This is a genomic window from Agrobacterium sp. V1, from assembly GCF_030518355.1.
In the GTDB taxonomy this organism is placed as follows: Bacteria; Pseudomonadota; Alphaproteobacteria; order Rhizobiales; family Rhizobiaceae; genus Agrobacterium; species Agrobacterium cucumeris.
The window spans coordinates 2253057-2277617 of the sequence record NZ_JAULSF010000001.1 but is presented as its reverse complement, the minus strand read 5'-3'; the positions used below and the strand labels follow the sequence as shown (position 1 = coordinate 2277617).

Below are 24561 nucleotides of genomic sequence, written 5' to 3'. Positions count from 1 at the left end.
TGTCGGAGCGAAGCGTGCCATTTGCGTGGAGCCATCAGACATTTTTCAGCCATAGACCTGGTGCTGCCAGCAGAGGCTGCCGAGAATATCAGCAAAATCCGGCGTATCGATGCGTACGATAAGTCCCGGCTCTGGTGCGCAAGGCTGCGCGTATAATTGTTTCGCCTTCTACGGTAGCCGCTTGCTCCGCTCGGAGGACGGCTCGACCCAATACCAGCCGTAGCTGTAGAGTCGCGTGCGCATCGATTTTGAAATCGGGGGGCCGTTGATCGCTTATATCAGCGGGGTTGAGGAGGCGCTGACCAAACGTCCGCATCCTCGATGAAGGTTCTCTTAGTTCGTCTGTCGTAGAGGCAGAGTTTGGAAGTGTTCGATCCACGCGTTCGATCCGATACGAGCATCGCAACAAAACCGACACGGTCGTCGAACGAAATAATTGTCGAGGGGCGTGAGTTTCGTATACCGCTCGCGTGGACACATTCATTGGTCACGCGCGCGTAAAACTCATCCCAAGCGTCGCCGCTGGACGCGCGGACTTGCGTAGGGAGAATTGTAAGAAGTGCGGCAAGCGACGCATAGCAGTATAGAGTTCGCATTGGTATCTCTTTGAGGGTTCAGGTGGGAAATTGGAGGCCGATGGATGTCCAAGGGCCTTTGTGGGGTGATTCAGACGACAGACTTTGACCAATCAGCAGGCCGACTTCAAATCGCAGGTCGCGATGTGAATGTCCGACGCCAGGATTGTTACGTTGAGGAATGGCGCACTCTGTCGGAAGTCAGAAGGAGGAGTGCTCAATAATTTACCGAGCGATGTATTTGCTTATACGGCCGGAGGACGCGAACGCCTCTTCCATCTGATGTCGAGACCTATCGACTACGTCCGCCTGATCAGCGAGCCCTTCATAGTCGCCTGTTTTTGATGCGTGAGCGATCATAATTGCCAGAGCGCTGGCCTCAGCTTGATATCTACCTGTCAGGCGGGCGGCCGTCCGACCCGCGCGAAGTTTCGCTTCTTCGCGCCAGCGGCGTCGCTTCCTCAGGCTTCGGAGCAGGGCGATGTCGTGTTTTGCCATATGCTTTTCAAGAACCGGGCTCATTGTTCCGCAAAGAACGGCTTTAGCCTGGTAGCGGCGGAGAATAAGCGCCGTGATTGCCAATGCTATGAACGACACATACATGACGGTCGTGTAAATTTCATAATCCAGGATAAAGTGTTCGTCGGCCAAAACATCCCATTCCCAGACCGCGCATGAAGCAATTGCAACGAGAACGGCGGCTGCTTGCCGTAGGCGGCGGCTGCTCGCAGTTGCGACTGCGAGACCCAGTCCGACTAAAGCCCCCAAGAACGGGTGAAGGAAGGGGATCAACATACCTCGCTGAATGAAGCTCATTGAAAGTTGAAAGCCTATGGCGTCAGTGGCATCGTTTGCGACGTACCGGATGGCCATGAGGCCGAAGTACATGACTTGATCAATGAATGCGTATCCTGCACCAGTCAGTCCGCCGTAGATGATCCCGTCAAGAGGTCCGCGAATCTGGGAGCGGTTATACTTTAGCATCCATATTACAAAGAGCCCTTTAGAAAGGGCCGCGATGGGCGTGTTGGCCAGCGAGAAAAACGAGTTCGTAAACTCGGCACTCGCATATCCTTCTAAAATTGCCTGTAGTCCCTCTTGTGACCAAATGGAGCAAAGGGCTGCCAAAGACGCGCCCCAGGCAAACGCCGAGAGCAGCAGCCCTGGCCGGCCCTCAACCCACTGGCCGAGCCAGCAGAAAGTATTTGCCACTAGAAGCGAGACGATAGCGGAAAGCGGCAAGCCCCATGCCACGCCGGCAGTCCCGATGTTCATCCAAACCCGTGCCATAACTGCCAGCCACGCGAGCATTGCAAGGAGCGGCCAGAACAGGGCCACATAATAATTTTTTTTCATTATTTGCACATCCAAGCAGTCTGAAGAGAAATGTTTCAATAGACCATAATGGTCGTTATAGGACTATTATGGTCTATTATATTTGCTTGGGGCCGGTCAACCAAAAATGGGCCTCGCATCGATTGCTAAGTCACCTCGTGTCGTTTCATGCGGAGGTCGTGCATTTTGCAGGTTGTCGAGTCGCTTTTTTCCAAAATCCGGCAATGGTGTTCCTGATGGGCGACGTGGATAAAAGCGCTAATCTGCGATCGAGAATCGAGAAAGTGGAACCGGTTTCCGTTCGGCCTGGAACACCCATACGTTGACGCCATATGACGTCGTTCACAAACGGCAATCGGTTCCGATCACGCTGGGAGGGGCAAGGACCAAAGGCGAATACTGCCGGGTCGTCCGCGATGCAGGCTGTTTGTCACGCAGGGATTTGCACGTGCCTGTATCGAACAGGTAATTCATGCCGTCGTTAATGTGAAACCGAATCGCTGTCTTCCTGCCAATGTTGACCCAGGCTGCAGCCAGCAGGGCGATGTCGTGTTTCGTCATATGTTTTCCATAATGCGGTCTATCGGCCGGTGAGGACAGCTTTTTTCCGGCGGTGGCGAAGGACGAGCGCTGTGATTGCCATCGCGATAAAGAGTGGGCACATGACGGTCGCATATATCTTGAAAATTAGAAAAGGATCGCGTCCAGACAAGGCAGCCCAGTCCCAAACTCCATGCAAAGAGATTGCAAGGAGAAATCCAATGAGAATAGCGGCTGTTTGCCGTGTACGGATGCGACTTCCGGCGGCGACTGCAATACCCAGGCCGATAAAAGCCACCAAGAACGGGTGCATTAAGGGGACCATCACGCCTCGCAGCACGAAACTCATTGCAAGCCTCAAGCCGGGAGCATCAGCCGGGTCGCTCGCCATGTAGCCGATGATCATTTGGCCGAAGTACATGACCTGTTCGCTGAATGCGAACCCTGCACCGATTAGACCGCCATACACGATCCCTTGAAGAAGGTCGGAAATCTGCTGGCGGCGATATCTCAGCATCCAGAATAGAAAGAGCCCTTTAGACAGTTCTTCGGTCAGGGGCGTAATGATCAGGGGCCGGAACCAGTTTGCAAACTCAGCGCTGGCATGTGCATCTAAAACAGCCTGCAAAGCTTCTTGTGACCAAATGGCGCAAAGGCCTGCCACTGAGGCGCCCCAGGCAAATGCTGAAAGTGACAGCGCTGGCCTCCCCTCAACCCATCGGCCGAGCCAGCTGAAGGTCTTTGCCACCAGGAACGAGACGCTAGCGGACAGCGGAAATCCCCATGCCACGCCGACAGTTCCAATTTTGGTCCATACCCAAGCCATAGCTGTAAGCCAAGCAAGCATCGCTAGAAGCGGCCAGCAAAGCGTGACGGGATAGTTTTTTCTCATTGTTGGACTTCCGAAACTCGGGACATTTATTTCGCCCAGTAGACCATAACGATCCACAAAAGACCATTATGGTCTATTGGGCGAAATAAGATCAGTCAACCGGAAATAATCTGCGCTTCGGTTGCGACGCCTTCCCGTACCTATTATTGTTGCCCGTGACGTTTAGCAGCCGGAGTATGAGGATCGTTCCTGAACCTCTCGATAGAGTTCAGTTGGGATGCTGCGCCGAGACCAGCGACCTTTGATTGAAATGGAAAAGACAGATGATACCGGTCTTCGTATAGCTTGTGAAACCCGCAGACGACGAGCCAGGTAGCTTAAATATCAAGGATAATCAGTTCCAATCATGTTGAGACCGACAAAGGCCGATATCGAAGCTTACATAATCGACTGTGCTGCAGGTTTGTTTGCCAGGCATGGGTTTGCACATACCTCGATCCAACAAATTGCAGATGCTGTCAGTTATTCGAAGACCGGATTGCTGCACCATTTTCCAAGCAAACAGCTGATATACGACGCGGTCATTGGAGCGTTGCGCGAGCATGTAAACGAAGTTCGCAACGGTGTGCGGGAATATCCGGTTGGGTTCGAACGCGACAAGGCCGTCGTGGAGGCGTCAGTCGATTTCACTTTCTCCAGACCCGGCATCTCGGCGCTTTCAAACCGAATGGCCCTCGACCCGGACCCGGAGGATCAGGCGATGCGAGAGATAGGTTTTGTAATGTACGAAGCCATTGGGATAGACTTGGCCAATCTGGATATGGACAGACTGGTCCGCGTTACCAGCGCTTTTTCTGGCCTTGGCGTGACCGCAAGCTTGGCAGTTGGCTCCAAGCTTACCAAAGAATGGCGCCCTCTCATTATTGCCGCCGCGATGGATGCGCTCGGTCACGGCAGACGCTAGTCCGACGCGCTATCGCGACTGGCCTGATGTCCTGCGGGAGAATAGAAACCTTATTGGCAACCCGGGTCAGCGCGATCTCTGGCCACAATCGTGCAAGACCCGGGGCTCATTTATTTTTGGCTGAGATCCTCCGTTTGGAGCTCACACATCGAGATTGTCACGACATATTTCACCGAGAGCCTCAATCACCCCGTTTCGAGGTGTCACCTCTTGCCCTCGCGTAACCTCCTCATCATTTCAAGATTGTTCAGGGAAGTTTCAGACGTGGCACGCATGCTTTCAGCAGCTATAAGCTGTTCCTGATCGCGGCGATGCTGTTGCTGCAGCATGCATTGAGTATAAGTCGGGGAACCATATCTCGTACCAAAATCGGCACATGTGTTGCTATCTGCCCGGCGCTGCTCTTCGGGCGACATGCATCCGCTAAGCGAAAGGGTCACGGCGAGCATACTGAAAGATATGGTCGTTCGAGTGATCTTCTTCATTTCCAAAATGTCCATTTCAGTTTCTCATCAGGTGATTGTTGGTCTGAACTGTTTAGGTCGCCTGCCAAGGCGTGACTGCACGCGCGTGTCTTCGAGCGCAGTGGCGCGACAATGGGCACTCGCAGCAACGCCGCTCGAGGTATGTTTTTCGTATTGACGGTGATTGCGGGAGTTTCGTCACGCCAAAGTGGGAGGCGCATATTTGTGCAACTGTAACTTTCCGAGGGACAATTCGCGCTTTCACCTCTAAGGCTAACTATCAAAAAAGCAGACCAAATCGGACTTATGCCGACCAATATGGTCTATTATCTTTTTTTCCTTAGGTCAACCTACGTTGGGGCTGCATATCGGCAGGACGGCATCCCGATTGCATATTGCTCAGTCAGCGGTGTTGACACCCGCTACAGGCTTCGATGCGCCGGCAGTTGGCATTTAAAAGTGGATCAACGACTGCAGCCATGAGGTAATCGCTGACGATATCTCCCAGTCTCCTCGGAAGTGGCAGACTGGTCGGCATCGCCAAGTTGTTTGAGCCGGTCATTTGGATTATCGGTCCGGCATGAAGATGCTTGGCTCATTACTCCGGCTGAAGGGGGGGGCGCTTCCCGCGTGAGATCGTCCCTATGCAGTCTGCGCCTGCCACCGCTTTGCCCCGAGCACTGCCGATATGGAGGATCTGCTTGCCGAGCGCGGGGCATCGTCAGCCGGGAGACTGTCGGCTCTGGATCAACCGCTTTGGGCGTCATTTCACGAACTGCATCCGCAGCGACCGGCCAAAACCGGACGAAAAGCGGCACATGGATGAGGCCGTCATCACGGTTGGCGGCAAGAAGTTCTGGCTGTGGCGCGCCATTGATGCCAATGGCGATGTTCTCGATATCCTGGTTCAGTATCGCTGCAACAGCAGAGCTGCCAGGCGCTTCTTTGGCGCCGATCCAGGTCATCGCTCCAGATGCCGAGCATCGGCCGCACAACGGGCTGAAAACCCAAATTGAAAACTCCCCCGGCAAGCCCGAAAATGCGAGAAGATCATGGGTCTCGCTCAGGGTCTCGAAAACCGTGAGGTTGTAAGGTAACCGACGCCCCGGTTAACGGTCATTCTGGCCAAAGTCGAAATTTGCGACAGAGCCCGCGCTCGTCGATAACTCCTCCGGCAACGGATATGACTTCTATTGAAACTTGGTTCTGAGCCATTGATGCAGGGAAGAGGTTCCAGCCAGCAGTGAGCCGCCATCTGCTGGAATGTCGCCCGTGAGCGAGGTAACGAGAGCTCCGGCTTCCTGAGCGATAAGTTTGCCAGCGGCGTAATCGTAATGGCTGAGACCATCTTCGAAGTAGCCGTCGAGCCTTCCGGCCCCGACATAGGCGAGATCAAGTGCTGCCGAGCCAAGTCTCCGGACGCCTGCTGTCTCGTTAGTGATGGAATCCAGGGCCTGGAAGAAGGTGCCGCGGTCGATTGCCTTCAACTGTCCGTGGATCGGCATGGATAGAGAGATGATAGATTCCTCCGGCCGCTTTTCTTCTAACGGAGCCAGTTTTTCGCCGTTCAGCCGGGCACCCAAGCCGCGAATTGCGGTGAACATCTCGCCACGCAATGGGTCCAGGACGACACCCAGCAACTCGCCTTCGTCGTCGCAGAGAGCGATGCTGACGGCAAAATAGGGGATCCCCCAGATGAAGTTGCTCGTCCCGTCGAGGGGGTCCACCACCCAGCGACGTTGCGCGTCCGCCTTACGTGCACCGGTTTCTTCACCGACGAAGCCATAGCCCTCGCCCACTGTCGCCAGAACGGTGGCAATCGCCTCCTCGGCGCGAAGATCTGCTTGGGATGCATAATCTCCCAATGCCTTTCGCTGAACACTATCGCCCGAGACAGCGCCAAAATGCTTCTTCAATTCGGCACCTCCAACAAGGGCCGCGGACGACGCGATCTGCATCAGTTCGTCAAGCGACTGGTCCGCCATTGTTCATGCTCCCGAAGGTAGAAAGGTAAAGGTCTCGAAATCGACACCGACGCGCGAACCGAGATCGAGCGCTCTGCGTGTTTCCACCGATAAGATTGGCCCGCTGTCAATCCGAAGGCTCTGCGTCCAGGCTTTGCCCATGAAGCGCTTATCTTCCACTCTGGCGTCTACAAGAGCGCTACCGCATTCGCGGATCATCACCTGTTCGGGACGCACCACAAGCGTGCCTTTACCGTGGTGGCTCTTTCCGGTGATGGGGAGCCTTGATCCGTCTGCCATCAGGAAGCCTGTCTCGTTAAAACTGCCCTCCAGAAAGTTCGCGCTGCCGACGAACTCGGCAACGAAACGGTTCGCCGGTCCCGAATAGATGGTTTGAGGGTCTGCAAGCTGCTGCACGACACCATTTTGCATGACGGCAATCCGGTCTGACATTTCCAGGGCTTCTTCCTGATCATGCGTAACGTAGATTGCTGTCAGGCCGAGTGTCTTCTGCAGGCTGCGTAATTCGTGGCGAAGAGCCACGCGAAGGCGCGCATCGAGGTTGGACATCGGCTCATCCATGAGAAGCAGCGGCGGGTTGATGACGAGTGCGCGCGCCAGCGCGATGCGCTGCTGCATGCCGCCGCTCATTTCTGCAGGAAAGCGCTTGTCAACACCATGAAGCTCGACTTGCGCCAATGCGGAGTGAACTCTTTCGGCGATTTCGCCTTTGGGAATTTTTCTTAGCTTCAACCCGTAAGCAACATTGTCGAACACGGTCTGGTTCGGCCAGAGCGCGTAGTTCTGGAACACGAAACCGATATTCCTGTCCCAGGCGGGAAGAGTGGTCACGTTTTGGCCGTTAAACAGGATTTTCCCGCCATCAATCGGGTGAAAGCCTGCAAGCGCGCGCAAAAGCGTGGTCTTGCCGCATCCGGATGGCCCAAGCAGCGTGAAGAATTCGCCAGGCCTGATCGTGAAGCTGATGTCTTTCAAGACTGCGTGATTGCCAAAGGTCTTGGAGACGGCATCAATGACGACCTCGCAGCCTTGGGTGGGAGTTTTGGAAGATGAGGTTTCAACCACCGGATTTTCCTCGAATTTGGCCATAGCGGACAATGAAATAGAGCGGGATATAAATGATCAGCATCAGGAGGATTGTTTGCGCTGCCGAGACACCGAAATCGGCGTCCACAAGCGTGTTTTCGAAGATCACCGCCGTCATAGGCTTCCACGGCGGGCGATAGAGAACGATGGTGGAAGACAGCTCAGTGACGATGTGAAGGAAGGTGAGTGTTGCCCCGGTGACCGCGCCCGCAAGCACCAGAGGTGCAGTGATCGTGAGGAACACCCTGAGTGGCCGCGCTCCAAGACTGATCGCCGCCTCTTCCAGTGCAGGGTGAACCCGACGTAGGGCAGCCTCTGATGCTTTTACCGTGAACGGCAGGTTGCGGATGAGATAGGCAAGGACGAGGATAAACCAGGTGCCGGTCAGTTGCAGCGGCGCCTTGTTGAACATCATGATCAGGCCGATACCGAGCACCGTGCCAGGAATGACGTAAGGCATCATGACGGTAAGGCTGAGAACGGGTGCCAAGACTCGATAGCGCTTACGGATAATGACATAGGCGATCCCCAGGCCGATTGCGCTTGCAGCCAGCGTCCCGGCAATGCCGAGCGACAAGGTCACCCATGCCGGCCCCATGCCGGTGCGCAGCATGGTCGTGTAGTTTGCGAGCGTAAAGTTTGCTCTGGGCAAGCCTACACGCCATTCCATGAAGCTGGAGATCAGTACCGTTAAATGAGGGGTAAATGCCATTAGGAGTGCAAGGATGACTGATCCAAGCACCAATGCCTGGCCAAGAGGCGAGAGTGGTTTGCGCTCCAATGCGCGCGAAGAGACCACGGCAAAACCGCGCCGCGCCAGATAGATTTGCTGTGCCATGAGAAACAAGCTGGAGATGGTGATGAGCACCATTGATCCCGTGGCCGCAAGCGCCGGATTGCGGCCCGCCTCGCTGAGGAACGACGTGTAGATCAGAACCGGCAGTGCGTTGACATCGAGGCCGATGATGCGTGGCGTTCCGAAATCTGACAGAGCTGCCATCGTTGCGAGATAAAGACCCGTGATGATGCCGGGAAGTGCCAGCGGAATTTCCACCGACATGCGAACGCGTGGGGGCTTGGCGCCAAGGCTTTCTGCCGCCTCGATATGGCCAGCATCGAGACTTTGGAACGAGCTGTGGCTGAGGAGAAAGATGATTGGAAAGACCAGCCAGGTGATGACCCAGATGACGCCATGCAAGCCGACAATGGAGACATCGAGGCCGAAGTAGTTTGTCAGAACGCCGTTGCGCCCGAGAAGCAGCCGCCAGGCATACGCGCCCAGAAATGGCGGCGACACAGAGGCCATGGTGACGAGGAAAACGATAGCCGTGCTCCCCGCGACCCGATAACGCGCAACAAGATAGGCGAGAGACACGCCGATTAAGGCGGCCAATCCGGTAGACGTTAGTGCAATCAGCAGACTGTTTATCGTCGCCGAAAGGGTCTCCGAGCGCGTGAAGAAATCTATGTAATGAACGGGAGAGAGCGACAACGCCTTGTTTTCAAAGGTGATGTAGGCGTTTACCGCATGGGACAGCAAAACGGCGTTGGACGATTGCGCCTTGATATCCAAGGGCGCTGGAGCCGTTGTGGCAAAAAGCCCGCGCGGCGCCTGTTGCGACAGGGTAAACCGAGCGGAGCCAAGATCGAGTTCAAGCAGCCCGCCTTCGTCCTTGCCAACCAAAATCGGCTGTTGCGACGAGAGGCGAAGCGTTCGGTCGTCCTCGACATCGACAGTCAGGCCGTCCGTCGTATTCAACGATATGACGAGGCCGTCAGGGAGTTTCGCCACGTCGTAGCGGCTGGTCATTTCCGGGACAGATTGCAGTCCATCCCTATTGTGCAGCAGGGTGAAACGACCGCCCTCTTCCAGAAGGGAGGCAGCAATGACGCGAATTTGCGGGACGATGATCGTCAGGCCGCAAAGCACGAGCGCGACGATGGAAAAGATAAGCCAGTTGTCGCGCAGCGCCTTCATTTCCCGCGAAGCTCCTGGAACCGGGCAACGACTACGGGCCGCGGATCGACCGCGGAAACGATCGTGAGAGAGGACATGTCGGGCAGAGCGGCCGGCGGCGTTACATCCTTGCGGGCAGAACGGCGAACGGTGGCATCGCGGACGATTTCATGCGCAGCCTTGCTTCCGAGAAAATCGATGAAGCTCTTGGCGTCGTCGATGTGTTCGGCACCTTTGACAATGGCCTGAGCATCGATCTGCCCGGTAACGGCATCCGACGGATAGACGATATCTATCGGCAGGCCCTGGGCCTTCCACTTGGCGCCGAGATCCTCGTTGATCCAGCCAATTGCCGCTTCTCCATCCCGCACTGCGTTGAATGCGTCATCGGATCCCGGGGCGATGCGCGCGCCCTTGGCCATTTGGCCGACGAAATCCCAGCCGAAATTGCCTGCAAGAGCCGACAGGATGACATAACCTGTACCGGATTTCCCAGGGTCTGGAATAATCAGGCCACCGTCCTTCGCGAAGTCATGCGAGACGAGATCCTTCTGCGTCTTGGGTATCGATTTCGCCTCGACGCGCTTGGTGCTGACGATCAACGGCTGCAGCAGCACCGTGAACGGATGCCAGATGTGATTGGGATCGGTCGTCATCATATTGGCGTCCGACTTGCTCTCGTACGCCTGGAAAAGCGTGGCATTTTCTTCGAAAGTCTGGGTCGGTCCGCCCCACATTACGTCCGCCGAGGAGTTGCCACCTTCAGCGCGAAGGCGCTCGATGAGCTCGCCTGTCCCACCGCGCACGACGGTCACCTTGATATCCGGATTTGCCTTGGCGAAAGCATCGAGGATGGGCGCTGATGTTGCCTCCCCATGAGCGGTGTAGACGACCAGCTCTCCGGCATTTGCGACACTGAAGATTGATGCCGACGCGAAAGCGCCAGCCATAATCCGCCGTAAGGTCCATTTCACCATGACTATGTTCCCCTTTTTTTAGTCACTGAGAAGAAGGTAGCCAATTAATTCCATTAACCGGATTAAAAATCAAGCCACCCTTTCGTCGAAAATGCATATTGAGATGTGGAATTTTGATATAAACGTTGTTTTCAGCTGTTTCTGTCTGCTTGACGCGTTTGGCGCACCCTGATAAATTCCATTTAATTGATTAAATAGGAATCGGCATCCATGAGCCTGATGGGAAGCAACCACACATATTCGGGCCGTTATAATCGTCGCCTCGTTTTCGATCTTATCCGGTCCGGCGATGGCATCAGCCGGCGGGACCTTGTTGATGTGACGGGTTTGAAGCCGCAAACTATGTCCAATATCTGCAAGGACCTGATCGATCGCTCGCTGGTGGTGGAAACAATCCAACAGGAGGGTGCGCGCGGTGCGCCGCAAAAAAAGTTACGGATTCGCGCCGAAGCAGGTTGTTGCCTGGGCATTCATGTGGATCGCGATGGACTAGTGGGTATCGTCTGCGATCTGGCGGGGCGGGAGCTGGGACGCGAAACCGCATCGGCATCGCTTGAGGATCCATCTGATACAATCCGCGCCATCGCTGACTTGACGCAGCATCTGCGCTCGGTCTCGGTGGACCGCCCTGCCTGGGGCATCGGCATTGCCATGCCGACACTGCAGGAGGCGGAGTTTGAACATCCTGTCGGTCCGCCAGGTTGGGATGCGTGGAACCGCATACCGGTGGCAGAAGCCATCGAAGATGTATGTGGCCTCCCCACCATCATCGAGAATGACGCGACAGCCGCAGCAGTTGCCGAACTGAGGGCCGGCAGTGCGACAGGATTGACGCATTACGCTCATATTTTCGTCGGTTACGGACTTGGTGCCGGCATCATCAATGACAGCATGCCGCTTCAGGGATTTTGGAACAATGCGGGAGAAATCGGTCTGCTTACATGGCCGGCGGAGCTCGCCAACCCGGATGCGGTCGGGCAGACCCCGTTTTCCATCGACGAGCTCGCAGCGATGCTGTCTTGCGAAAGCAGGGAGATTGCGCGGCCTGGCGTGTTAGAGAAACTTTACGCTCAACGCGACAGTATTCTGATGCGGTGGCTAGATCTCAATTCAAGGCGTTTGCGGTTGCTAGTGTCGCTGCTCGAAAACATGATGGATCCGCAGACCATTGTGGTCGGAGGGCATTTTCCTGCAATCCTCACCAATTCCCTGATTGATCGGGCGTACCCCCTTTTGCCCTCCGTCAGCGCCCGAAGCCACCGGGAAATTCCCCGGCTGTGTGCCGGCGCCCTGGGACCAGAGGCCGCCGCCATCGGCGCGGCCATGCTGCCCGTGATTGCCCATGGCAGCCCGGACTTCAGGCGCCTCTCATCCATGCGCGGACGCAGCCAGGCTATCGATTTCGAAAGACGTTTCGATCGAGTCGCCGGAGCACCAACGGATGATGACACTTCGTCCCGATTTATTTAACTCTCGCAGACAGGACTAAAACATGAAAATCGCAGTTGCCGGGCTTGGGTTTCGGCTTGCCAATGTTATTGCCTCGTTCCGCAAGGCCTGCCCCGAACTGGAAATCGTTGGGCTGATGGATCCCCGGCCTGCGGGACTACCGGAGATTCTATCTTCCGGTCTGCCGGAACCGCGCCGCTTCGAGACGGTGGAGACGATGCTGACGCAGACGCGGCCGGATCTTCTCATGGTCGGCTCGCCCAATTTTCTCCATCTGGATCATATCACTGCCGGATTGCGCGCGGGCGTCCGGGTCTTCACAGAAAAGCCAGTGGTGATCGATGAAGACCAGACGATGAGGATGGCACGGCTGCTCGCTGAATATGGCAGTGATAGCGTTATCGTGGGCCTCGTGCTGCGTTACTCTGATCTCTACCGAGATCTGCATGCAGCACAGGCTGAGGGCCACATCGGCGCGATCACCTCGATCGAGGCGTCCGAGCATATCGCACCCTACCACGGCGCCTTCTTCATGCGCGACTGGCGGCGGCATACGCGCTACGCAGGCCCTTTCATCCTGGAAAAATGCTGTCACGATATCGATCTCTATGGCAGTGTCGTTGGGCAGCGGGCGATGGCCGTCGCTAGCTTCGGAGGCCGAAAGTCGTTTGTTGCGGAAAACAGGCCGGATCGCCTTTCCGAATTTCAGAAGCAGGAATTCTATAAGAAACCGAGCGGTTGGCTGCAGGGCGATACCGTGTTCGAGAGCGACGGTGATATTATCGATTATCAGACCGCGATCATCGAATATCAGGGCGGGGCGACGATGTCGTTTCATACCAACCTCAACGTTCCCGATCAGTTTCGCCGCTTCTGCGTTATCGGCAGCAAGGGAATGGCCGAAGGTGATTTCATCCGCAATCGCTTCGAGGTTCATTCCGCCGCAACGGGTGAAAAGCTTATCGAGCGACGTTACGAAGGGCATGAAAGCGACCACTATGGTGCCGATGACCAAATGGCCTCGGATATCTACCAGCATCTGACAAAGGGCGCACCGCTATCCGTCGGTATCGTCGCGGCTTTGGAGGCTGGGCTCGTGGCAATCAAGATCGATGAGGCACGCCGTGCACGCCGGACCATTGAACTGGTCGAAACCTGGCAGCGCTTCGACGACGCGCTCCTCACCAAGCATACTGCTGCGTTGGGGCAGCGAGGATGACGATGCCAGACCTTTCATCATCCGTCATCATCCGCAACGCCCAACCATCAGATGAGACGGCAATTCTCGATATTTGCCTGCGCACCTCAGATGGCGGGCAAGATGGCTCACATCTCTACACCGATCCAAGGCTTCCTGGTTTGCTCTGGGCGTTGCCTTACGTCCGTTTCTGCGCAGTCCATGCCTTTGTGCTGACGAAAGATGCAGCCGTCTTGGGTTACTGTGTCGCGGCACCCAATACAATCGCTTACGAAGAATGGCTGAAGGCCGAATGGTGGCCGTACCTGAAGAGCGAGCTTCGCGATTTCTGTGCAGAAACAGCAGAAGATGAGGACATTCTGTCCTACATTGAAGGCGCGCCACGAACACCTCCTCAGGTGACAGGCCTCTTTCCCGCTCATCTGCATATCAACCTCCTGCCGGAGATTCAGAATGGTGGACATGGATCGGTGCTGCTGCGCCATCAACTGGACGCTCTGGAGAGAGCAGGAGTGACGGGCATCCATCTGGGTGTGAACCAGAAAAATGAGGAGGTCGTCGCCTTTTACGCTAAATTCGGGTTCGTGGAACTCGACAGGAGACCGTCGATCCTGATGGCAAAACGGATAGCGTGATGAAAAAATAGTCCGCGTAGCGGTCGCAGGCGCGGCGGGCTTTCAGAACAACTAAACTTCTAGCGGAGATCGAAGGCTATTATCGGCGGAGGCTTCCGGCAACCAGTTCGGCAGTTGCCAGTGGAGTTTCACTTCGCGATATGCGATCTCTTCCGAAGAGCGGGGGCGGCTAACCAATTTATCAGCAGCGATTACGGTCCTTCCGCTGCCTGGAAACAACAACTGACCGGTTGCGCTGTTCAAGCGCACGACAAAAGAGGACATGACCATGGCAACACCCCGGCGACCATCCAATCCGAAAGACGCAGCCGAAGCGCTGTTCAAACCGGCAAAAAAGGTCGCAGCGCCGGCCGTTGAACGGCCTGCAATTCCTAACACCAAGGAGCTTGTATCATTGAAGATCGACAGCGATGTCCTCGCACATTTTCAGGCGGACGGTCCGGGCTGGCAAGAGCGCATAAACGATACCTTGCGAGCCGCAATGAATGTGTCCAATTGAGCTCTTGAATGGGTTCGAACCACCGACCCATTTAGCGAAGCCATTGATACGAAATAACTCTACCGATGTTGATGGTGAGCTGAGCCAGCATTGCCAAGTTGTTTGAGCCGGTCATTTGGATTATCGGTCTGGCATGAGGATGCCTGGCGCATTACTCCGGCTGAAGGTTTCGCTTCCCGCGTGAGATCGTCGCCTATGCGGTCTGGGCCACCACCGCTTCAGGCACAGCGCTTCCTGTCGGCCCACGATCAAATCAACACGATCTTCCGCCCCCGTAGCTACACTCCACCCGCCATTTCATACCGTCACGCGCTGGCTGACGCGTTCAGCCTGTGGGATAAGCAAGGCGCTGAAATGATAGTCTGAAACTGGCGACACCGCGTCGCTGGCACCCAACGCCACTCAACGGGCCAATTCCATTTCAGCGCGATCGCCCGGAATGCGAGCTCACTCGTCGATGAATATGGCACGGGCCGGGGTCGCGCCGGTCTCAAGTTGGGGGCGGTTGTGGTCGAACGCCCCCAAAAAGGGTGAAGCGATTTAACCACCGACGACTTATGGAACTCACGGGCAACGTAGCGCTTACCGATCAAAGGTTAGTCTTCCCTTTGTTCAACGCAGCCCAGAGCGGTATAAACTAAGCGAGAATGGCGTTACCTGCGATCTGCTCCGCCGAGCACTTGAGCGCCACGATTTTTTATTTCCGGCTACATCAATCCAAATTTCCGCTGAATCAAATCTTATTTCCATCACCATATGACAGCATCTTTCCGCCCGACGGATATGTATCGTCTATCAGTTAATCAGCATAATCATTATGCTCAAGATGCAGCGATACAGAAGATGTAAATAAAATATCCTCAAAATCGTCTAGAATTACTTTGCACTCGCAGAGCAGCAGGACTGCCATGCCTGGACAGGCTCGCGGCAAATATAGATCCCTGCCAATAATTCCCCAATACAAAAGCCATGAAAGTCGGGCCATGCTTCTTGAATTTAAGAATATTATTCTTGAAATGATCGCCAGAGGCGTGTCGCTTGAAACAACTATTGAGCGCATCTGTTTGGAAATGGAGGCCCGAGTTCCCGGGATATTGTGTGTCATCACCACAGTTAAAGGAGGGGCCCCGTGCGATCTTACATGCCCTTTGTCGGGCATCAACGGTTTGACAGCGATTACTGATCGAGATTTAGAGGATCGTCTCGCTTCGTGCCCACCTTCGGCCCTTGTTCAAGAAGCTTCGACCAAAGCAGAAAACCAAGAGCTTGCATGGGTCGATTTAATGGACTTTGTTCCTCCCGTCGGCTTCAAGTCTTGTTGGCCGGCGCCCGTTCTGTCGGGCAACCGTCTCGTGGCGATGGTCAAATTCTACCATTGGGAAAACCGCGATCCAACCGATCTCGAACAAGAGGCGGCAAATGCAAGTGTCCATCTATGCTTGATCGCAATAGAGCGGCACGAACGAGTTTTGGAACGCCAGAGACTGGCATACACTGATTCCTTGACAGGCCTTCCCAATCGCGCACGGTTCAATGAATTTCTAAAAGAGAAATCCATGCAGGAGAACCGCATTTCCGGTATCCTGCTTGCAGATATCGACAATTTGAAATTGGTCAACGATACGTTCGGTCATGCGGCAGGAGATGCCCTTATCCAGCTTGTTGGAAGTCGCATATCAGCGATCATGACAGCTGAAAATACATTCAGACTGGGCGGAGATGAGTTTGCCATCGTCATCTCCGGTGAAGCCCCTATTGATCTCGCAGCTAAGGCCCACAAAATTCTCGTGGCTATCAAGCCGCCGGCAGAGTGTGGTGGACATGTCATCTTTCCGGCGGTGACGCTCGGGGGCGCCTACAGGGAGCATGAATCAGACCTTTCCCAATTGCGTCAAAATGCGGACATTGCGCTTTACCACGCAAAGGAGCGTAGCCGCGGACAATATGTTGAATTTCATCCCGATCTCGGGACTGCGCTCACTCGTCGTACCAGAGACATACGAGATGTTTCTGTTGCTCTTGTCGAAGATCGAATTGACGTCCACTACCAGCCGATCATTCGTCTCGATACACGTGAGATCGTCGGATTCGAAGCGCTTTGCCGTATGACCACGGCTTCCGGTCAAATCACAGCCGCAGCCAATTTTCACGAAGCAACCAAGGATGCGCACGTGGCTGCTGAACTAACCGAAAGGATGCTCCTACGCGTTGCACAAGATGTCCGCAATTGGCTCGACAGAGGCCTGCCTTTTCAACACGTGGGGATTAATCTGTCAGCTGCCGATTTTCAGAACGGCAATTTGGAGCAAAGATTATGTACAGTGTTCGCAAATGCTGGCGTCCCACTAAAACACATTGTTCTGGAAGTCACCGAGTCCGTTTATCTTAGCCAACGCGACTATGCTATCGCGGAAGAAATCAAAGGACTGAGAACGAAAGGCATGCGGGTCGCTCTCGATGATTTCGGTACGGGCTTCGCGTCCTTGACGCATCTCCTGACCGTTCCCGTCGATATTATCAAGATCGACAAGTCATTCGTGCATCGCATGGTGCCTGGGGATTCGGCTACTTTCATTATTGAAGGACTGGTGGCAATTGCCAAGAATCTCGGCATCGGTGTTGTTGCTGAGGGCATCGAAACTTCCTCACAGGCTGAACAGCTAGTTGCAATGGGATGTGAACTTGGCCAAGGATTTCTTTATTCCAAGGCTGTCAATCGCACAGCCGCGGGTGCACTGATTGAATCGCCCGGTCATAAATAAACGTCTGAGATTTGTTTTCACGCGCACTGAAATCGGCAAGTCTGTCGACCAGACTCACTGAAAATCGTCAGCGCTCTTTCCGCGATCAGCCGGTTTTTTCAACAGGACCGATGAACGGCCCTGCTTCGAATCGCAATCAAATGGTCTCCGTAACACAGGGTTTTCGCTACATACCTCAGATATTCAGTCGAGGTGCCCAGCGTCTCGGTCGCGCAAGCTCGCAAGTCAGCCGAGAGCCCTTTTTCAAATGCACTTTGCATGTCGAGAAATAGTTCGGCGCGCCGAAAGATAGCAATTATCCGCCAAGTCGGCGAGTGACCGCAGACTTGGATATGCATCCGGAGAGGCGTACCGAACGGCACGGCCCGTAGGCCGTGCGTATCCCTGTGCATGTTGACGAAGTTAGTCCCGCGAGGTCCGGTTCCGTCAGAAAAGCTTATTTTGTAAGGGCTCACCAGCTGGCTTTGAAACCGACCATCCCGGAAAGGGTATAGCTTTCCCCCAACTTCGCTAAACCGGAGTCGAGTGAAGCTTTGCCATAGATCGCATATCGGTCATCATTCCAAGCGTAGGTTGCGCCCAGTTCGATCCCGCCCCAGAGTCGTTCCTGCCGTGCAACGGTATCTGTTCCAGATATGGTGACCCGTGTTCCCTGAAAAAACTCGTTGCGGACGTTCGTAGCGCCGAAAAAATCCAAATGGGAGACCGTTCCGTCCGCCTCTTTCCAGACGCTAGAATACTCAACCGCAGCCCCGAGCCGACCACGAAGACTTTCGCCGTCAGAAAAGACAACGGCGGCTCCGAATGGATCCGCAAACTCATCGACTTTAATACTGGTGTAAACTAGCTGCGCCTGTGGGACCAGCGTCCAGTTGTTGCCAATCTTTATGCGTTGCCCAGCTTCCAGACCTATTGCGGCGCCAAAGCTGTTATTGTCACTTGTGAGCGATTGCCCCAACGTATCGGACGCCAAATCACTTTTAAGCCAAGTTGCCTGCGCCCGTCCATCCAGGTAGAATCCGCCGGATCCATACCATGTCAGTGCTGCGCCTGCACCATAACCTTCGCTCGCGATACTGCCTCTGCTTCCGAACGCACCAATCGTTGCAGAACTTTGATCGCGCCGGAGGTTCGCTCCGCCAACTAGAGTTCCATGTTTTCCCTCAAGCAAGATGCCATCGACACCGACCTGAAATGTGGAAGACTCATACTTATAATCCGCTTCGCTTGCGGAACTAGCCAAAGCATGTCGCCCGCGTCCACCCTCAAGATGGACCCAAAAGCCACTTCTAGCGGTACAGTGGGTCCCATCGGTAGCGTGGAATTCGACATCCTCCGGTGCGTAACATCTGTCAATTCCGGCGAGATTTCCGCCACGCCCAGTTGTTTCATGTTGTTCTAGAGGATTTATCCAAAGACGATTCCGGCCGCTGTTTGACAGATCTGGAAGCTGTGCCATTTCGAGAAGAACCTGCGGGTAGCTTTCGTAAACGGGGACCGTTGGCGCCAGAGATGCCTTTCGGAGGTACCAGTTACCGTCGGCTGCATCACTCCCAACGCCATTGTGATAGAGGCCGTAGGAGTAAGCTCCCAGTACGATCGACTCCGATTCACCGACCCGGGAATCACCAACGAGCGAGAAAACGTTTGCGCCGGAAGCGTCTTTGTTGCGTACTTCGACGAGGAGAATGCCGTTTCCATCTTCTGATGAGCCGTTGCTTTCGCGTCGGGCAATCCTAATCTTGGTCGGACCGCTTGCAACGCGCGTGCTGTCCACGACGAGAACGTCAGCGTATGATTCCGCCGGCTCTCTCGATGCGCCACCGCCATTTGCCACCGCGTTTAGTACGAGGTGACCGCCATCACTGAGGAAAACACCATTGCCCGCGCCTGAATCGGCGGTGGCATTGCCGGTGATGAGGAGCGTATTGCCTGTTGTTGGTCCTGTCAGATCGATCGAGCCCGAATTTTGAAAAGTGCCTAAATTGACGAGCTGACCTTGAACCACGCCAGGTCTATTCAACGAGTAGATATTGGGATCCAATGGGCTCGTGGCTGATTTAGGTTGATAATAGTTGCCTACGTCGACATTTGTTTCCCCCGTTACCGAGCTCAAATGGACGGTCGCACCGACCTGATTGTGGAAGATGCTGGTGTTGGAGCCAAAATCGGACACAGAGACCCGCTTTGTATCACGCAAACCATCGCCATCAGTGTCGGCGAAGTGCCGAATGCTGAAAACACCGTTCTCACCATTGATAAACTGATTGCCGTCGACGCCGGCGTACACAACAAACCCGGTCAGGCTGCCTTGATTGACAACATCCAAATGCCCGTTTGCTGGATGGAATCGCCCCACGTCAACGACGGCACGGTCGGAGCCAGCTTCAATTCGACCGGTGTTAACAAGTTTGCTCAACGTCGCGGAGCCAATTAAAATTCCGGAAGCGGGTCTTTCCGAGGTTGTGCCTATCTCGGTCAAGCCTGGCTGCCATCCGCCGCTCACCGTCGCCTCCCTCCCCACGACAACAGTTGAGGTGGAGGTCGAGGAGTAGGAGGAAATGCCGATACCGAATTGCCCGGAAGAACGAATTTCGCCATCAAAGCGGCCTTCGGACTTGTTTTCCGCCGTTAAATTTACCCCGAAAGACTGATCTCCGGTGACATTGACCGTGGATTTTCCATCCTGGATCGTAACCACGTCACCACCACTTGAGCTTTCTATACCATTGGCCAATGAACCCGCAGTTGTTATGGCTGTCTCTGGGGCGAGACGAACAATTGCCGCGCCTGTCCCTGGCGTTCGAGTTACGATCGCGTGTGATGCATCGCCTTGGGTCGTAATACGTCCACCCTTGTTAATAGTAACAGTGGCGTCCTGGGAATTGGCTGCGTCATCGATTTTGGCAAAGGCACCATAAGCGTAAGCGCCGCTCGTGGCAACGAAAGCGCCCGATTCGATCGTCGCCGATCCGAGAGCTTCGTTACTTGCAAGTAGAGCGTCCGCGGCATAGCCGCTCGTTTGAATAGTCGCACCTTCAGTGGCGATAATGTGAGCCTGTCCAGGATTGGCCGAACCGAGAATGCGAAGAAAAATACCCTGCCCATTTTCTCCCTGAGTTGTAATGGTGCCCTTTGTGATTGCCAGTGCGTCGCCGCTGCCCCAATGCTCACCATAGACCCCGCGCCCCATATGTCCCGTGGCGGTTATGGTGCTGTTTTCCCGCTGAAATATGTCGAGATTGGCATGACCAGCCCCGCTTCTGATCGACCCGGAAAGTCCTGCTGCGGAACCTGTATCTGACGAGGGAATCTGCACGTTAATATCAGCGGCCGAAATTATCGAGATATCGCTGTCACTCTCTACAAAGACCGCGTCAGAGTTTAGGCCGAATGTGCTAATCGACGTCCCGTAGTCCAAGTCAACTGTTGAGGGGGAGTTCAAAAGCCGCAGTGTTATTCCTCTGTTTCCGCCCCCATCAATCCTGTCAACGGTGACGCCCCGTTCTAGCCTTATCCAGTTTGCCGCGTTTAGGACATAAGTGATACCGTTAGGGTAGGGATTTAGCGACGTGTCGTTACAGGTTACGACGCCCCCAACTGCTGGTCCGCATTCGCCATCGGCAAAGCTGACACTTGTCGTGCCTGCAACTGTAAAAATAACCATGGCAGTTAAAGAGCAATTTCGATGGAAGCCAGTATTAGTCATATTCACCTGCAGTATTTATTATTAATCTTCCTTTGCCGGCTGACTCATAACGAAATACAGTTTATGGTTGTGCCTGGTTTGAGCTACAAGAGTTTGCCTTCAGCTGCGGAAGGGTCGTGCATTACAGCTTTACGGCCTGGACAAACTGATATCCCAATCGCCGACATGCACCGCTCATAGCATTTACTGGAGGAAGAATTGGCTGCGTTGCAGGCACATTGTCTACTGCCATATGATGGGGGTACGCCCACCATATTGAATGTTTGGTATGGCCAAGTTGTTTGAGACTGGCGTGTCCGGTATGAAGGCGCCCTGAAATTGCAGAGCGCTTTACCCCGCTTGAGGGGGTTTCGTTTCCACGTGAGATTGTCGCTTATGTGGTTGGAATTGCCACGTGGATTGGCGTTGCGTACCAGCGGCGCGGTGTCGCCAGTTTTAGACTGTCATTTCAGCCACATACTCAGCCCACAGGCTGAACGTATCAGCTCGCGCGTGGCGGTATGAAATGGCGGCTGGAATGTAGCGGCGGGGGCGGAAGATCGTGTTGATTTGATCGTGGGCCGACAAGGAGTACTATGCCTGAAGCGGTGTTTTGAACCGACACATGATCTTCTCGCATTTTCGGGTCTGCTGGTAGGAGTTTTGGCCCAGACTGCATAGGCGAGGATCTCACGCGGGAAGCGAAACTCCATCCAGCCGGAGTAATGAGCCAGGATCTTCATGCCGGACCGATAATCAAAATGACCGGCTCAAACAACTTGGCAACGCCTGCTCCCAGATATTCGCCTCAGAACCGAAATGGAAGCGATAGTAAAGTATGGATAGTTGTAAGATTAACCGCTGGGTTTTATTATAATTAGTCCTATAGCATTCAATATTAAAGATAAAATACACGCGTAATGAGGCCGTTATTTCGTTCGCAACTCACGAGGACGTTACAGGGCCGCATATATCAATCCCTATCATATGGTAGTAGTAGATTTACCCGACTAATCAGAATAATAAATCCACGCACTGTAGAGTATGGAATAAATATTACAATACGACCAACGTGCTTTGCGAGTTATAAATGATTGAACTGGATCGTCGGCGGGGACGTTGGAGTTGGACACTAGTTATTTCTCTGAAAAAATGTACGAGGCTGCTTTCTTTCCGGAGCTGTGGGTGCCGCTGCTTGATGAATTGGCGGCGCAGACTGATTCCGGTTTTGGTGGCATCGGAGTATATTGGCCGACTCCAAGGGGTATTACGACCAGTCGCAGGATCCTCCCGGATTATGAAGATTGGCATCAAACTCCCGAAGCCCAAGAGCGATGGACGAGCTATGTTCGCGCTAAAGGGATAATTAATAAAGGTTTCCTTCAGCTCGATCCGTTTGCTGGCGATTGGTCCGATATTGTCGATTTCCAGGAGAGGGTTAAGCGGCATGCCGAACGTGGCTACGGTGTGCAGGCGGGCATGATTGTTGAGTTATTTAACGGCGAAATTATAACGCTCGAATTTACTCGCCGGCTGGGTGAGCCCGGTTACGGTCCGAAAATCATTGCTCAGCTCAACAAACTAAACCAGCCCTTTTCGCAAGCTGCGTTGTTCGCGTCACGTATGTATTTTGAGCGCGTACGTGGAGGAGTAGAGATGCTTAACAGCGTCGGAGTGGCTGCCGCTTTTATCGCTCGCAATAGAGAAATCGTCCTAACAAACGATCTGTTCCACGATAGCCGTCGATATTTTTCCGCGAATTCGTCAGGTCGCCTCGATCTCAAGGGCAGCGATTCCTTGAGGAAGGCCTTCTCCCAGGCGCTGGATGTTTCCATAAGGAAACCCGTGAGCATTCCCATCCCGGCGGACGAAAGTCGTGACGCTGCGGTTATCCAGATGATTCCATTGTATCGAGAAGCGAGACACATATTCGCCGGGCCGGGGACGATAATGATTGTCACGCCAGTTGCAACGACGAGAGGACTTCCCGGTGCGGAATATGTTTCCCGGCTCTTCGGATTGACGCCCGCGGAGGCTCGATTGGCGCTGGCGTTGACATCCGGCCTCTCCCTACGCGACTCGGCTGCGAACCAACGAATAACTTTCGGAACGGCGCGCACTTATCTGAATGCAATTTTTTCAAAAACAGGAACTAGTCAGCAGAGCTCGTTGGTGAGTCTCTTGAAGAGTGTACCTTCAAATGAGTCACATAACTCGTGCAATGCTTTGCTACCTTGAAGGCGAGTTTTTGATGAGCGCGCTTTGTGGCGCGCAGGAATGGCCAGAGTCTATGCCGATACGCTGAATCGGCTCTTTCTTGTTGGGGCGACGGTGCAATTCTTATCAAGAGCCCAATCAGGTCATCGTGTCTGTCCATGGACCGCATAGCAGCCGGCAAGCATGGCGGGCACAGTCGAGGGGCAGATCGTGCTGCGAACTCGTAAAAGCGCCTGAAATCGGCCCTCGCAACGATTTTTTTGCCCTCTGTGGGTTGTTGCATAAAACTTGATTGTAGTAATCACGTTAAGCGGATGTTGCGATCCGATCCATCATGTGGGTGGGGCAGATGAATCTCAGGGTTGGTACGGTGTGCAATCCGATCAGGACGACGTGGCGTGCGCGGCCAGGGGAGCGAAAGGCGTGACGGATGTGGTCGGTACCGAGGCGCATGATTTTGCCGGCTCGCTCGAAGATGCTGGCATTCTGGAGGAACGGATGGAGATGCAGGGCGATACACGCCGCTGGCGCGAGGTCAGCCCCGGAATGTTCCTCGGCACCACCGATCTTCGCCTCGACACGCCGCTTGCCTATCAGAGTCACACCTTTCCAGCGATCTGCCTCTCCGTCGTACTGGAGGGCTTTGCCACCAACACGACCGAAGGCATCGAGGGTGGATTCTGCCCGGACGAGGTCTGGATCACTTCCACCGGCGAAAGCCGGCCGACGAGCATGACCATCCATGCCGATCAACCGGTTCGCGTGGTGGAGTTATTGCTGACGCCCGCCTGGAGCGAGCATAACCGTGCCGTCATGGATGGCGATCCCACCTATCAGGCCATGCAACGCGCCATGTGCCAGCCGGTGATGATACGCCGCCATTCGCTCGATGCGCGGCTTCGCCAGATAGCCTGGTCCGTGCTGAACCCGCCGGCGCACGGCGCCTTCACCAATGTGCATCTCGATGCCAGTGCCATGAGCCTGCTGAGCATTCTGGCGGAGGCCTTTCGTCCGGCTGAGGTGGCCGCAGTCGCCAACCTCACCGCGAAATCGCTGGAGCGTATGCTGGAAATCCGCCGGCACATCGATGCGAATGCCGCGGCTATCGATTCGCTCGCCGGCCTTGCTGCCCGCTTCGCCATTGGCCAGAGCAAACTCAAGCAGGACTTCCAGCGCGCCTTCGGCATCAGCGCCCGGGAATATCTTCTGGAGCGGCGGCTGCTGATCGGTCGGAACGCTATCCTGCGCGACGGATTGAGCATTGCGGAGGCGGCCTACAAGGCCGGCTACCAGCATCCCGCAAACTTCACTTCGGCCTTCACCCGGCATTTCGGCTATCCACCTAGCCGATTGAAATCTTGAATGATTTAAAACTGGATAATAATCGTAAGCTTTTTG

Annotated in this window: 18 protein-coding genes and 2 pseudogenes; 10 read left to right on the top strand and 10 right to left on the bottom strand. The window is 54.6% G+C overall.

Annotation, left to right across the window (positions count from 1 at the left end; translation table 11 throughout):
- Positions 1-800 precede the first annotated feature (800 nt).
- From QSV77_RS11080 to QSV77_RS11070, 3 genes are all read right to left on the bottom strand, one after another.
- Positions 801-1931 (bottom strand): PrsW family intramembrane metalloprotease, encoded by a 1131-nt coding sequence (locus QSV77_RS11080; RefSeq protein WP_302733502.1) that lies wholly within the window; start codon positions 1929-1931, stop codon positions 801-803.
- A 321-nt stretch (positions 1932-2252) separates the two neighbouring features.
- A complete protein-coding gene (locus QSV77_RS11075; protein WP_302733500.1) occupies positions 2253-2471 on the bottom strand; it encodes a hypothetical protein in 219 nt (72 codons plus the stop codon).
- Between the two features lie 19 nt (positions 2472-2490).
- Positions 2491-3342 (bottom strand): PrsW family intramembrane metalloprotease, encoded by an 852-nt coding sequence (locus tag QSV77_RS11070; protein ID WP_302733499.1) that lies wholly within the window; start codon positions 3340-3342, stop codon positions 2491-2493.
- A gap of 346 nt (positions 3343-3688) precedes the next feature.
- On the opposite strand from QSV77_RS11070, the gene QSV77_RS11065 reads away from it, so the two are divergent.
- Positions 3689-4246 (top strand): TetR/AcrR family transcriptional regulator, encoded by a 558-nt coding sequence (locus QSV77_RS11065; protein ID WP_271363796.1) that lies wholly within the window; start codon positions 3689-3691, stop codon positions 4244-4246.
- A 203-nt stretch (positions 4247-4449) separates the two neighbouring features.
- Here the strand turns inward: QSV77_RS11065 and QSV77_RS11060 are convergent, their stop codons facing one another.
- Complete coding sequence (locus QSV77_RS11060) at positions 4450-4746, bottom strand: hypothetical protein (RefSeq protein ID WP_302733498.1); 297 nt, start codon at positions 4744-4746, stop codon at positions 4450-4452.
- Between the two features lie 665 nt (positions 4747-5411).
- On the opposite strand from QSV77_RS11060, the gene QSV77_RS11055 reads away from it, so the two are divergent.
- Positions 5412-5726 carry a DDE-type integrase/transposase/recombinase gene (locus QSV77_RS11055; protein ID WP_302733496.1) on the top strand — a complete coding sequence of 105 codons (315 nt, stop codon included), beginning with the start codon at positions 5412-5414 and terminating at the stop codon, positions 5724-5726.
- A 174-nt stretch (positions 5727-5900) separates the two neighbouring features.
- Here the strand turns inward: QSV77_RS11055 and QSV77_RS11050 are convergent, their stop codons facing one another.
- Genes QSV77_RS11050 through QSV77_RS11035 form a run of 4 tightly spaced genes read right to left on the bottom strand, consistent with a single transcriptional unit; the run spans position 5901 to position 10715 of the window.
- A complete protein-coding gene (locus QSV77_RS11050) occupies positions 5901-6695 on the bottom strand; it encodes an inositol monophosphatase family protein (protein WP_271363799.1) in 795 nt (264 codons plus the stop codon).
- A 3-nt stretch (positions 6696-6698) separates the two neighbouring features.
- Positions 6699-7760: an ABC transporter ATP-binding protein gene (locus tag QSV77_RS11045; protein ID WP_302733492.1), complete on the bottom strand. Its 1062-nt coding sequence runs from the start codon at positions 7758-7760 to the stop codon at positions 6699-6701.
- Positions 7753-9759 carry an iron ABC transporter permease gene (locus tag QSV77_RS11040; RefSeq protein ID WP_302733490.1) on the bottom strand — a complete coding sequence of 669 codons (2007 nt, stop codon included), beginning with the start codon at positions 9757-9759 and terminating at the stop codon, positions 7753-7755. Before QSV77_RS11040 ends, QSV77_RS11045 begins: the two co-directional genes overlap by 8 nt.
- On the bottom strand, positions 9756-10715 hold the full coding sequence (locus QSV77_RS11035; protein ID WP_142840640.1) for an extracellular solute-binding protein: 960 nt from the start codon (positions 10713-10715) through the stop codon (positions 9756-9758). Before QSV77_RS11035 ends, QSV77_RS11040 begins: the two co-directional genes overlap by 4 nt.
- Before the next feature lie 210 nt (positions 10716-10925).
- On the opposite strand from QSV77_RS11035, the gene QSV77_RS11030 reads away from it, so the two are divergent.
- From QSV77_RS11030 to QSV77_RS11005, 6 genes and pseudogenes are all read left to right on the top strand, one after another.
- Positions 10926-12185, top strand: a complete 1260-nt coding sequence (locus QSV77_RS11030; protein WP_302733488.1) for an ROK family protein — start codon at positions 10926-10928, stop codon at positions 12183-12185.
- 22 nt (positions 12186-12207) lie between these two features.
- Positions 12208-13383, top strand: a complete 1176-nt coding sequence (locus tag QSV77_RS11025) for a Gfo/Idh/MocA family protein (protein WP_302733486.1) — start codon at positions 12208-12210, stop codon at positions 13381-13383.
- The gene (locus QSV77_RS11020) at positions 13380-13997 is read left to right on the top strand and encodes a GNAT family N-acetyltransferase (protein WP_302733485.1); all 618 of its coding nucleotides are present in this window, start codon (positions 13380-13382) and stop codon (positions 13995-13997) included. Before QSV77_RS11025 ends, QSV77_RS11020 begins: the two co-directional genes overlap by 4 nt.
- A gap of 268 nt (positions 13998-14265) precedes the next feature.
- Positions 14266-14496: a BrnA antitoxin family protein gene (locus QSV77_RS11015; RefSeq protein WP_142840636.1), complete on the top strand. Its 231-nt coding sequence runs from the start codon at positions 14266-14268 to the stop codon at positions 14494-14496.
- A 219-nt stretch (positions 14497-14715) separates the two neighbouring features.
- Positions 14716-14862, top strand: a pseudogene (locus QSV77_RS11010) (IS6 family transposase); the annotation flags it as partial.
- Between the two features lie 617 nt (positions 14863-15479).
- Positions 15480-17258, top strand: coding sequence for a bifunctional diguanylate cyclase/phosphodiesterase (locus tag QSV77_RS11005; RefSeq protein ID WP_302733484.1), 1779 nt, complete (start codon positions 15480-15482; stop codon positions 17256-17258).
- A 451-nt stretch (positions 17259-17709) separates the two neighbouring features.
- On the opposite strand, the gene QSV77_RS11000 is transcribed toward QSV77_RS11005, so the two are convergent.
- A complete protein-coding gene (locus QSV77_RS11000; RefSeq protein WP_302733482.1) occupies positions 17710-20967 on the bottom strand; it encodes an autotransporter outer membrane beta-barrel domain-containing protein in 3258 nt (1085 codons plus the stop codon).
- Between the two features lie 435 nt (positions 20968-21402).
- Positions 21403-21627: pseudogene (locus tag QSV77_RS10995) on the bottom strand (IS6 family transposase); the annotation flags it as partial.
- Positions 21628-22071: 444 nt separating this feature from the next.
- Here QSV77_RS10995 and QSV77_RS10990 point away from each other — a divergent pair.
- Together QSV77_RS10990 and QSV77_RS10985 are read left to right on the top strand one after the other, a co-directional pair.
- Positions 22072-23184, top strand: coding sequence for a helix-turn-helix transcriptional regulator (locus QSV77_RS10990; protein WP_302733481.1), 1113 nt, complete (start codon positions 22072-22074; stop codon positions 23182-23184).
- A 402-nt stretch (positions 23185-23586) separates the two neighbouring features.
- Positions 23587-24525 (top strand): AraC family transcriptional regulator, encoded by a 939-nt coding sequence (locus tag QSV77_RS10985; protein ID WP_142840631.1) that lies wholly within the window; start codon positions 23587-23589, stop codon positions 24523-24525.
- Positions 24526-24561 lie beyond the last annotated feature (36 nt).

Excerpts from the sequence above, each read along its gene's own strand:
- QSV77_RS11080 (WP_302733502.1), bottom strand. The coding sequence starts at position 1,931 with ATGAAAAAAAATTATTATGTGGCCCTGTTCTGGCCGCTCCTTGCAATG.
- QSV77_RS11075 (WP_302733500.1), bottom strand. The coding sequence starts at position 2,471 with ATGACGAAACACGACATCGCCCTGCTGGCTGCAGCCTGGGTCAACATT.
- QSV77_RS11070 (WP_302733499.1), bottom strand. The coding sequence starts at position 3,342 with ATGAGAAAAAACTATCCCGTCACGCTTTGCTGGCCGCTTCTAGCGATG.
- QSV77_RS11065 (WP_271363796.1), top strand. The coding sequence starts at position 3,689 with ATGTTGAGACCGACAAAGGCCGATATCGAAGCTTACATAATCGACTGT.
- QSV77_RS11060 (WP_302733498.1), bottom strand. The coding sequence starts at position 4,746 with ATGGACATTTTGGAAATGAAGAAGATCACTCGAACGACCATATCTTTC.
- QSV77_RS11050 (WP_271363799.1), bottom strand. The coding sequence starts at position 6,695 with ATGGCGGACCAGTCGCTTGACGAACTGATGCAGATCGCGTCGTCCGCG.
- QSV77_RS11040 (WP_302733490.1), bottom strand. The coding sequence starts at position 9,759 with ATGAAGGCGCTGCGCGACAACTGGCTTATCTTTTCCATCGTCGCGCTC.
- QSV77_RS11035 (WP_142840640.1), bottom strand. The coding sequence starts at position 10,715 with ATGGTGAAATGGACCTTACGGCGGATTATGGCTGGCGCTTTCGCGTCG.
- QSV77_RS11030 (WP_302733488.1), top strand. The coding sequence starts at position 10,926 with ATGAGCCTGATGGGAAGCAACCACACATATTCGGGCCGTTATAATCGT.
- QSV77_RS11025 (WP_302733486.1), top strand. The coding sequence starts at position 12,208 with ATGAAAATCGCAGTTGCCGGGCTTGGGTTTCGGCTTGCCAATGTTATT.
- QSV77_RS11020 (WP_302733485.1), top strand. The coding sequence starts at position 13,380 with ATGACGATGCCAGACCTTTCATCATCCGTCATCATCCGCAACGCCCAA.
- QSV77_RS11015 (WP_142840636.1), top strand. The coding sequence starts at position 14,266 with ATGGCAACACCCCGGCGACCATCCAATCCGAAAGACGCAGCCGAAGCG.
- QSV77_RS11005 (WP_302733484.1), top strand. The coding sequence starts at position 15,480 with ATGCTTCTTGAATTTAAGAATATTATTCTTGAAATGATCGCCAGAGGC.
- QSV77_RS11000 (WP_302733482.1), bottom strand. The coding sequence starts at position 20,967 with ATGACTAATACTGGCTTCCATCGAAATTGCTCTTTAACTGCCATGGTT.